Annotated in this window: 9 protein-coding genes; 6 read left to right on the top strand and 3 right to left on the bottom strand. The window is 56.5% G+C overall.

Annotated features, from left to right (window positions below; genetic code table 11):
- Positions 1-5: 5 nt before the first annotated feature.
- Both HY010_11115 and HY010_11120 read right to left on the bottom strand, forming a co-directional pair.
- On the bottom strand, positions 6-1,058 hold the full coding sequence (locus tag HY010_11115; GenBank protein MBI3476274.1) for a UDP-glucose--hexose-1-phosphate uridylyltransferase: 1,053 nt from the start codon (positions 1,056-1,058) through the stop codon (positions 6-8).
- Positions 1,055-2,224, bottom strand: a complete 1,170-nt coding sequence (locus HY010_11120; protein MBI3476275.1) for a galactokinase — start codon at positions 2,222-2,224, stop codon at positions 1,055-1,057. The genes HY010_11115 and HY010_11120 overlap by 4 nt, the downstream gene beginning before the upstream one ends.
- A gap of 305 nt (positions 2,225-2,529) precedes the next feature.
- Here HY010_11120 and HY010_11125 point away from each other — a divergent pair, with 305 nt between their 5' ends.
- The 4 genes from HY010_11125 to HY010_11140 all read left to right on the top strand — a co-directional run bounded on the left by HY010_11125 (position 2,530) and on the right by HY010_11140 (position 7,500).
- Positions 2,530-3,264 carry a sigma-70 family RNA polymerase sigma factor gene (locus HY010_11125; protein MBI3476276.1) on the top strand — a complete coding sequence of 245 codons (735 nt, stop codon included), beginning with the start codon at positions 2,530-2,532 and terminating at the stop codon, positions 3,262-3,264.
- A 62-nt stretch (positions 3,265-3,326) separates the two neighbouring features.
- Positions 3,327-4,025 carry a zf-HC2 domain-containing protein gene (locus tag HY010_11130; GenBank protein ID MBI3476277.1) on the top strand — a complete coding sequence of 233 codons (699 nt, stop codon included), beginning with the start codon at positions 3,327-3,329 and terminating at the stop codon, positions 4,023-4,025.
- 26 nt (positions 4,026-4,051) lie between these two features.
- Positions 4,052-4,996, top strand: a complete 945-nt coding sequence (locus HY010_11135) for a hypothetical protein (protein MBI3476278.1) — start codon at positions 4,052-4,054, stop codon at positions 4,994-4,996.
- Between the two features lie 107 nt (positions 4,997-5,103).
- Positions 5,104-7,500, top strand: coding sequence for a CHAT domain-containing protein (locus HY010_11140; GenBank protein ID MBI3476279.1), 2,397 nt, complete (start codon positions 5,104-5,106; stop codon positions 7,498-7,500).
- Positions 7,501-7,541: 41 nt separating this feature from the next.
- On the opposite strand, the gene HY010_11145 is transcribed toward HY010_11140, so the two are convergent.
- Positions 7,542-8,009, bottom strand: a complete 468-nt coding sequence (locus HY010_11145) for a nuclear transport factor 2 family protein (GenBank protein ID MBI3476280.1) — start codon at positions 8,007-8,009, stop codon at positions 7,542-7,544.
- A 113-nt stretch (positions 8,010-8,122) separates the two neighbouring features.
- Between HY010_11145 and HY010_11150 the strand changes: the two genes are divergently transcribed.
- Both HY010_11150 and HY010_11155 read left to right on the top strand, forming a co-directional pair.
- Positions 8,123-9,262 (top strand): Gfo/Idh/MocA family oxidoreductase, encoded by a 1,140-nt coding sequence (locus tag HY010_11150; GenBank protein ID MBI3476281.1) that lies wholly within the window; start codon positions 8,123-8,125, stop codon positions 9,260-9,262.
- Positions 9,263-9,389: 127 nt separating this feature from the next.
- Positions 9,390-9,854 (top strand): hypothetical protein, encoded by a 465-nt coding sequence (locus tag HY010_11155; protein MBI3476282.1) that lies wholly within the window; start codon positions 9,390-9,392, stop codon positions 9,852-9,854.
- The last annotated feature ends 18 nt before the right edge of the window (positions 9,855-9,872 follow it).

Consider the following 9,872-nt stretch of genomic DNA (forward strand, 5'->3'; position numbering starts at 1 on the left):
AAGTCTTAGGGATTGCAATCCGCGTAGTGCACTTCGCTCTGCTCGCGGAGTCGCTCGGCTGCACTTTCCGGCGTGAGATCGCGCTGCGGTGCAGCCATCATTTCATACCCCACCATAAACTTCTGGACTGTAGCCGACCGCAATAGCGGAGGATAGAAGTGCGCGTGAAAGTGCCACTCCGGATGCTCCTGGTGATCGGTTGGACCCTGGTGGAATCCCATGGAATAGGGGAACGGCACCTCGAAGAGGTTGTCGTACCGGGTCGTGACCTGCTTCAGAATTCCTGCGAGTAAGCCACGTTCCTCGGTCGTCAATTCGTCCATGGCTGCGAGGTGGCGTTTGCTGAGTACTAGAGTCTCGAAGGGCCATACGGCCCAGTACGGGACGACGACGGCGAAGGCATCGTTTTCACATACCAGGCGTTGGCGGCCTTTAAGTTCAAGTTGAAGATAGTCGCACAACAAGCACGAATCATTGCTCTTCGCGTACTCGCTAAACGAGGCGGATTCTTTGGCGGGCTGGTTGGGAACGCTCGCATTCGCCCATATCTGGCAGTGCGGATGTGGATTGCTCGCACCCATCATCGATCCGCAGTTTTCGAAAATTTGGATGTGACGCACCCACGGAGTTTTGGCGAGCGACTGAAATTGCTCTACCCACGCATCAACGACCCGGCTGAGTTCCGCCAGGCTCATGCGGGAGATCGTCAGGTCATGTCGCGGCGAGAAGCAAAGTACTCGGCAGATCCCACGCTCTCCGCGAGCCACGATGAGTCCAGATTCATTGACTTCAATTTCCGGTGTCTGCGACAGCAGCGCCGGGTAGTCGTTGTCAAAAACATAAGTTCCGGCGTATGACGGATTTCTAATACCGCCGGCGCGCGCGTTTCCCGGGCAGAGATAACAACCAGGGTCATACTCCAACCGGCGTTCTACTTCCCTTTTCTCAACCTTGCCGAGCCATGGGCGATCCGTTCGTTGGGGTGATACCAGCACCCACTCGCGCGTTAATGGATTGAGCCGCCGGTGCGGGATCTTTTCCAGTTCTTGCTGGTTCATCGAGCGTCCTGAACTGCCGGTTGCACTTCATGCACTCCAGATGATGCCTTGCAAATATAGATGTCCGGCAGGTAGCCGGTGGCGGAATGGTACTCCACAGCGACGACGCGACGAAATTCAGAACTACATTCTTTGTCGACAAGGTTGATGGTGCATCCCCCAAAGCCTCCGCCAGTCATACGCGCACCGCGCACTCCGGGCTGACGGCTGGCGATTTCGACCATCGTGTCCAATTCCTCACAGCTGACCTGGTAGTCGTGGCGCAAACTGCGGTGGGAATCTGCCATAAGGTCACGCAGAGCATCCGCCTCGCCGCCTACCAGCGCCCGCGCCGCCGATTGCACACGATCGTTCTCGGTCACAATGTGCCGAGCCCGGCGGTAGAGCACTTCAGTCAGTAGCGGCCGAAGTTCCTCTAACTGCGGCAGAGTAACGTCTCGTAACGCACGAACGCCGGGCTGCACAGACGAGAGGCGCCGCACGACCTCTTCACATTCACTCCGCCGTACGTTGTATTCGCCCGCCGCCAGTTGGTGCTTCACCATGGTGTTGCAAACGATGAGATCAACGTCCTCCGGCAACGGGAGTGCCCGGTACTCCAGCGAGCGGCAATCGAGCATGATGGCCTGGCCGGTACGGCCCTGGCAGGCGGTAAATTGATCCATGATGCCGCAGCGTGCCCCAACGAATTCATTTTCGGCGCCCTGGCAAAGCTTCGCGAGCTGCACGAGATCGACTTCATGCCCGGAGTTTCGCAGCAGAGCGTAGCCAATCGACACTTCAATCGCCGCCGATGAGCTCAGGCCTGCGCCGAGGGGAACATCACTCTCGATATAGAGGTTAGCTCCTCGCAGGGCATGGCCCGCCCGTTCCAGCATCACGGCAACGCCGATCGGGTAATCACTCCAGCCTCCGGACGCACGCACCCCGGTGTTGGCGAGGTCCGCATCTGCGGTTTCGTTCATGTTCTCGGAATAGAAGCTGACCGTGCGGTCGGCACGCGGGGAAATAGCCACCGAACAGGAAAAATCAATGGCGGCAGGCATGACGAATCCTTCGTTGTAGTCCGTGTGCTCACCGATAAGGTTGACGCGGCCGGGAGCGCAAAATAGCCGTGGAGAGCCAGAAAAGTGCTCCCGAAATTTGCTGTACACGTCTTTCGGCATGAAATTCGGTGGTCAGTATTAATGGATCGTGGTCAGTAAACCCGCCGATCATAGCATTCTCAGAATCTCTCCCGAATCATGCCGGCGGATTGTTTTCCTATTTGGGGAAAAATCATGAAACGTTTTTTATGGCGCCCGCACTATCTAGCCAAGTGGAAGTAATCACCGAAAAGGTGGTGCCGCCACAGTTTGGGATTTCATCTTGGAAACCCCCGGATGTGATCCATTAAGTGCCGGAGTCGAAGGGGAAGCGGCTCCGGCACCTTTTTGCTTCCTTCTCCAAACCCAGGAGTTTTCACTTCCCGATGCGCCCGGCCCGATCCATCCCGCCCGCCATCCGCACACGCAGCAGCCACTCCCATGTCCAGCAAACCGCGAAACTCACCCTCGTGGAAAACGAGGCCGGGCGGCCCATGCCGGTGCTACACTGTCTGCCACCTTCCGGCTTTCGGGGTAAGACATTGGAATTTCAGCCTTTTGACGAGGCCTATCTCGAGCGCTTGCGCCGAGCGGACGCGCACACCGAGCAGCACTTTGTCGCCTATTTCAGTGCCCTGATTCAGATCAAATTGCGCTCCCGGCTCTCCACTCGGGAAGCTATTGAGGATGTTCGGCAGGAAATTTTTGCACGCTTTTTCGTGGCGCTGCGCCAGGGAAAAATCCTTCAACCCGATCGGCTGGGCGCGTTCGTGAATTCGATGTGCAACAACGTGCTGCTCGAACAATATCGCAGCGCTGCCCGCAATACTCCGCTGGATGACGATGAAGATCGCGATTTTCCCGCGCCCGGAGCCGACCAGCTTGATGTGTTGTCTTCCAAAGAGACGCAAGAGCAGGTACGCGAGATTCTGCAGGGACTGAGCGAACGCGACCGCAGACTGCTGCGCGAGGTCTTCATCGAAGAAAGAGACAAGGACGACGTCTGCCGTGACTTTGGAGTCGACCGCGAATATTTACGAGTCTTGCTACACCGGGCCAAGCACTCATTTAAGTCTTTGTATTTGAAGAATATAGGAAACAACCCGCCGGAATTCGCTTGAACGGGTTTTTTGAAACGAAACAACGAAACGGCGCACTACTTGTAAGAGGGGAAAACCATCCAATGGACCACGACGTGGTGGTTCTACAAAAAGTAACCGAAAGATATCTGCTTAACGAACTTGCGTCCGAAACCCGGAACGAGTTCGAAGAGCACTTCTTCGGCTGTCCGGAGTGCGCTCTTGATGTACGCGCGGGCGCTGCCTTCATCGACCAAAGCAAAGCTATTCTGGCCGAAGCGCCGCAAGGACAGAAAACCACTGCCTCCAGTACCGTACCGGTGCCCAAGTACCGAGGCTGGCAGCTCTGGCTCCGCCCGGCCTTCACGGCGCCTTTGCTGGCGTTATTGCTGGTCGTTGTGGGATACCAGAATCTAGTTACCTACCCGAAACTCAAACAAGCATCTGCCCCGCAGGTAATGGAATGGGCTTCAGTCAACATCGGGACCTATGGCGGAGGCGAACCGGATAGCGTGAGTGGGCCGCAGATTACTACCGCGGCGGGAAAGGGTTTCTTGCTTTTTGTCAGGATTCCCCATCAGGCCGGCTACTCACGATACACAGCCGAGTTGTACAACCCAGCCGGCACGGTGGAGATGTCCGTGCCTATCCCCGCGGATGCGGGCCAGGACCGCTGGCCGATCGCGATCCCCGGAGCGAACCGTCCAGCCGGCACCTATTCGGTAGTCGTGCGCGGAACGACGACGACTGGCGAGACAGTGAAAGTGGGCCAGGGATCCTTCGAACTGCACATTCAGAATTGACTCGCTAATACAGGGGAGCGGATACTATGGCAACCATGACGGAAACTCCCGCAGCAAACAGCGCCACGAAGAGTGCCCCTCCCTCTCACGAATATCATGCGGACGCGCACGTTCTCAGCGGACACCTCAAGCGTCCGATCGAGCAAACGATCGAACAGCATGCCCCGGTATCGCTGAAAGGCCGCCGCAGCGGCCATCTCACCCGTATGGCGGACGGCGTCAGTATCGAGGGCCTGGTTACCTTCGCCAAAGGCCACACTCGCGTATCTGGCAGCAAGAGCACAAAACCGGGTCACGGCTGGGTGACGCTCTCTACATCCGTCCTCGAAGGCCTGAACGTGTTTGAAATCATTACTGCGGACCGCTTGGTCTCGCAGGTCTCCACCGAGCACCCCGAAGAAGGCGGACATTTTCCGCATGTGACTTTTCTCGGGACGCAGTTCCACAATTTGAAAGTCAGCGGCATTCCTCTCAAACTCAAGCTGAACTACGGCATCTGCGGCGCCAAGCCAGCTGGCGACAACTCCTATCTCGACGATCTCGGCTTTCTCGGTCGTGTCAAGGACCAGACTGTACAAGTTCTGAGGGGCAACGGCCTTCCCAACGATGTGAAGGACTCGTACGATAAGAGGCTCACTGAGATCGAGAGGCTCATTAGCAATAAGGGCAGCAACTGCAGCGGCAAGCCAGACAGTCCCCCCAGTGTCATATGTTCGCTGATTTCAGAGATCGACAAGAACATCGAGAAGGAGATCGAGGGTGTGAAGGTGTTCGGACACGTCCTCTATATTCCCGACTTTGGCTCCGTGTCGTTGGGCGAAGTGACGGTGGGCGAGCGCTGGTACGAGCCCTCAGACAAGAAACCAGCCAATTATTTCGAACTGACGGTCATCAATATGAATCTGGGCTGCGTTGGCACCGGGAATTTGAAGGGTGGAACCGCCGCCAACAACGGACATCACAATCCCTAGGGCTGCTCGTACTGGTTCTTACCGTTGCCTGCGTTTCCTGCGCGCGGTGGAACCGAACGCCCCAGACGGTTTTCGAGCATGCAAACCAAGCGTTTCTGCGCGGTGACTTGAAACAAAGCCAGGACGAAGCCGCTCGAGGATATGAAGAATTTGCACAAACAAGCCCCGAATGGGGCTTACAGTTGCGGATCCTGCAAGCCAAGGCTGCTCTCTGGCGGGGACTCTATGACCAGGTCCTCGAAATCCTCCGGCACATTCCAGCATCTTCCAATCGTCCCGACCTGGCAGTTCCCGTCCTCACCCTCACGGGAGTAGCTCACCTGAACACCCACAATTTTTCACAAGCAGAACAGTCCATTACAGCGGCGAAAAAGATATGCGACTCCGTTGATTTGCCGAGTTGCGGCTACACTCTGCAGGCGCTTGGCCTGCTCGCCAGTGAACGATCCCAGTCGGCTGTCGCGGAAGCGTACTATCAGCAAACTTTTTCGTTTGCTCAATCCCATGGCGATCAATTTCTGGAGGCGGACGCCCTTCTGAACCTGGGAGCAGAATCGCTTTCTCAGGGACGATTCGATGAAGCCATCGACCAATCTGAAGCCGCCTACCAGATTGCGAAAACGACCAATGCCAAGATTCTGCAATTGGTAACGCAGGGCAATATCGGTTGGGCCTATTACCGGCTTGGCGACTCGGAAAGAGCCTTGGATTTGTCTTTACAGGCAGAGAAATTGGCCGCTCAACTCGGAGATGTCTTCGACCAGGAAAACGAACTCACGAACATCGGCTACATCTACTTGGACCAGGGCAAGTCCGACCTCGCCGCACAAACATTTCGAAAGGCGTTGGATTTGGCTGAAGGGATCAAAGCCAAGCGAGATATCTACAATGCTGTGCGCGTCCTGGCGCGCCTCTCTTTGCAGACCGGTGACATTGACAAGGCGTACCAATATGCAGGACAGGCGCTCGCCATCGCGAAGAAGAGCAACAATCGGCTCGACGAACTTTACCCTCTCCTGATTCAGGGCCAGATTGCTGCGTATCGCGGCGACAGCTCGGGAGCTGAGCAGACGTTTCACGACGTGGAACTCGACCCGCAGTGCCCCGTATTTCTCAAGTGGGAAGCCCAACACTCGCTCGCGGGCCTCTACGAAAAAAACAATCAGATGGACGCTGCCGACCACGAATACCGACTGGCTCTCGCGACCTTTGAGGCCGCGCGTTCGGACGTGCGGCATGAGGACTTTCATCTTTCGTTCCTGACCAACGGATGGCGGATCTACGACGACTACGTGCACTTCCTCGTCGCCCGGGGAAATACTGACGACGCGTTACGCTGGGCTGACTACAGCCGGGCACGTAGCTTGGCCGATGGGCTGGGGGTTCCCACGAAGGTTTCGGCGGGTGGTCCCCCGCCTCTGGATGCGACTGCGATCGCGCGCAACAGCCATGGGACCGTGCTCTTCTACTGGCTGGGCCAGAAGCAGTCGTATCTCTGGGCGATTGACGCTCAGAAGACGAACGTTTTCACGCTGCCTGCTGCCGCTGAGATCGATGCGGCGGTGCAACGCTATCGCGACGCTCTTGGCGGCCCACAGGACGTTGCGGAGTACGGCGATAGCGACGGTCGATGGCTCTTTCAGACGCTGCTTGGTCGGGTGCAGGCTTCCTTGCCCAAAGACGCTCCGGTCTTCGTGGTTCCCGACGGCGGCCTGAACAATTTGAACTTTGAGACACTTCTCGTGCCGGAACCGAAGCTGCACTATTGGATTGAAGACGCAACCGTCGCAAATGCAAACTCGCTGCGCATGCTGGGCGCATCCTACCGGCAGGACAAGAAGCCACGGAAGCTTTTACTCTTCGGCGATAATATCCCGCCGAATACTCGATACCCTGCTCTGCTCCGCGCATCTGCACAAATGGAGACGGTGGCTGCGCACTTTCCGGCCAGCTCTCGCCAGATATTTTCGCGGGAAGCCGCAACTCCGGCGGCCTATCTTGAAAGCCATCCCGAGCGTTTTTCGAATCTCCACTTCGTTGCCCATGGGACCGCCAGCCGCTTGAGTCCACTGGATTCCGCCATCATTCTTTCCCGCAGTTCTGCCGATCATGAGTCCTTCAAACTGTATGCACGCGATATCATCCAGCGGCCCCTATCCGCCGACCTTGTGGCTATTTCCTCCTGCTACGGAACCGGAGAGCGTACTTACAAGGGCGAGGGCCTAGTCGGGCTGTCATGGGCATTTCTCAGGGCAGGTGCGCACAACGTGATTGCCGCGTTATGGGAAGCGGCAGACGCGTCGACAGAAAAACTGATGGCGCGGTTCTACGACGAACTGGACCATGGAGCATCCCCTGGCAACGCCTTGCGTACGGCCAAAATCTCACTGCTGCAAAGCCACGACTTTCAGAGCCCGTTCTATTGGGCTCCTTTTCAGCTGTACGTACAGGGACAGGCGAGCAAGGCACATTCTGTTGCACCCTTGAGAGCCACTTCTCGCTGAGATTGACTTCCGTTGAGAATCGACGTTTGAGGGCGTTGCACTCACAATCCAAGATCGCTGAGTCCGGGATGATCATCCGGACGTCGACCCAGCGGCCAATAGTACTTGCGTTCGGAAACGGCAAGCGGCAGATCGTTGATGCTGGCCAGACGCAGGCTCATCAAGCCCTCATCGTTGAATTCCCAATTTTCATTGCCGTAGGAACGAAACCAGTTTCCGGAATCATCGTGCCATTCGTAGGCAAATCGAACTGCGATCCGATTCTGGCTAAATGCCCACAGTTCCTTAACCAGGCGGTATTCAAGTTCCTTTGTCCACTTTCTTTGCAGGAACGCAACAATCTCCACTCGGCCATTTACGAACTCAGCCCGGTTGCGCCAGCCGGAATCGAGTGTGTAGGCGAGTGAAACCTTTTCAGGATCGCGTGAATTCCATCCGTCCTCGGCGAGGCGGACTTTTTGAATTGCAGTTTCCCGCGTAAATGGCGGTAACGGCGGGCGTGTAGTCATCGCTGGTGGCCTCTCTCGAGAGTTTAGCGGCAAGAAGCAGTTCGCTGCTCGCAATCACGTGTAGAATCTCCGCTACCCTGGATGTTTAAAGCTCACGAGCGAGGGGAAGTCAGATGACAGAACTGCGATCTGCATTGATTGGTGCGGGGTTTGTCGGGCGTGCTCACATCGATGCCATACGACGTCTTGGTGTTCCGATCACCGGGGTCTTGGGCAGCTCTGCGCAGCGGACCGAGGAAACCCGAGCATCTCTTGGGCTGCCGAGAGCTTATGCCTCTCTGCAACAACTCGCAGCCGATCCCGATGTACATGTTGTTCACGTATGTACTCCAAATCATCTTCACTTCGAACAGGTCAGCACGCTCCTGCGGGCGGGCAAGCACGTGATGTGCGAAAAGCCCCTGGCCATGGACACGAAGCAGAGTGCTGCATTGATTGAACTGGCTAGAACTCTGGGCCGAGTTGGCGGAGTCACTTACAACCTGCGCTACTACCCGCTTTGCCAAGAGGCTCGATCCCTTATCGCAAGCGGTGCCATCGGAGAGCCTCGCTTAGTCTGCGGCGGTTTTCTGCAGGACTGGCTGTTTTATCCAACCGACTGGAACTGGCGTCTGGAAACGCAGCTCGGAGGCGATCTGCGCGCTGTCTCGGACATCGGCACGCACTGGCTTGATCTCACAACCTGGCTCACCGGCCGCCGCGTACAGGAAGTGTGCGCCGACCTGGCAACCGTGATTCCAGTGCGACAACGTCCACGAGGCCGCATGGAAACATTTAAGTCCACTGCGGGCGCGACCGATCCCGTATCCATCGCCACGGACGACTACGCATCGGTCCTTTTGCATTTCGAAGGTGGCCTGCGCGGGGTGATGACAGTCTCCCAGGTTAGCGCCGGCCACAAGGCAATGCTCGAATTCGAGATCAATGGTTCGGAAGGCTCCCTCGCCTTCAATTCCGAATCGCCCAACGAACTATGGATCGGACGCCGCAACGAAGCCAATAGAATTCTGCTGAAAGATCCCTCTCTCATGCGCGCCGACAGCCGTACCTATTCCAACTACCCGGGCGGCCATGCAGAAGGTTATCCCGACACTTTCTTTAACTTGTTTCGCGATTTCTACAGCTACATTCAGAAGGGCGAGTTCTCGCTTGCTCCATCCTTCCCAACTTTCCAAACGGGACATGACGAACTCGTTCTCTGCGAAGCGATTGGACAGAGCGCACGCAATCGGCTATGGGTGCGAGTGGACTAGAATCGGCCCCGGCATCAGGTGGCGACCCTCCTTGAAACTTCTTGCTCCGTGAAGTCTCTAACTTGCCATGAGCCTGGCATTGTTCCGGATAGAGACGGCTCAGGTTGCAGGAAGCCTCAAAGTAACGATGAAAACGATCTTGTTTGGTTTCGTGCTCTCGATCGGCGCGCAAGTTGCGTTTGGGATCGACAATCTTAAGCTCAACGCAAAGCCCGACTACACCAGCGACAGCCATGACGGGCTTCTCATTACAGGCGACGACATTGGATCCGGCTTCGTTGCGAACAAGCCAAACTACGTCATCATCTACGGCGAAGGCTGCTTCAATTCGAAACGGCAGGCACAGCGCACTGTTGACCTCTACGAAAAGTATCGTGGCCTAGTACATTTTGTGGTCGTGGATCTCGACGTAAGGCGTTCTCCCGAGCAGGAAAAACTGGTCCAACAGTACTATCAGGGCTACATTCCGCACGTGGTCGTCCTGGATGGAAATGCCAGGGCGATTTACAACTCCTCAGGCGAAGTGGAATCGAAAAAGATCGAGATTCTTTTCAGGCAGGCTTTGAGCGCGAGAGCGTCGGGCATGAAGTAGCTACGCAACGAATCTCCA

Source organism: Acidobacteriota bacterium, from assembly GCA_016196065.1.
GTDB lineage: Bacteria > Acidobacteriota > Terriglobia > Terriglobales > Acidobacteriaceae > Acidiflorens.

What these genes read in the sequence shown, in the direction of transcription:
- HY010_11115 (MBI3476274.1), bottom strand. Translation starts at nt 1,058, where the DNA reads ATGAACCAGCAAGAACTGGAAAAGATCCCGCACCGGCGGCTCAATCCA.
- HY010_11120 (MBI3476275.1), bottom strand. Translation starts at nt 2,224, where the DNA reads ATGCCGAAAGACGTGTACAGCAAATTTCGGGAGCACTTTTCTGGCTCT.
- HY010_11125 (MBI3476276.1), top strand. Translation starts at nt 2,530, where the DNA reads ATGCGCCCGGCCCGATCCATCCCGCCCGCCATCCGCACACGCAGCAGC.
- HY010_11130 (MBI3476277.1), top strand. Translation starts at nt 3,327, where the DNA reads ATGGACCACGACGTGGTGGTTCTACAAAAAGTAACCGAAAGATATCTG.
- HY010_11135 (MBI3476278.1), top strand. Translation starts at nt 4,052, where the DNA reads ATGGCAACCATGACGGAAACTCCCGCAGCAAACAGCGCCACGAAGAGT.
- HY010_11145 (MBI3476280.1), bottom strand. Translation starts at nt 8,009, where the DNA reads ATGACTACACGCCCGCCGTTACCGCCATTTACGCGGGAAACTGCAATT.
- HY010_11150 (MBI3476281.1), top strand. Translation starts at nt 8,123, where the DNA reads ATGACAGAACTGCGATCTGCATTGATTGGTGCGGGGTTTGTCGGGCGT.
- HY010_11155 (MBI3476282.1), top strand. Translation starts at nt 9,390, where the DNA reads ATGAAAACGATCTTGTTTGGTTTCGTGCTCTCGATCGGCGCGCAAGTT.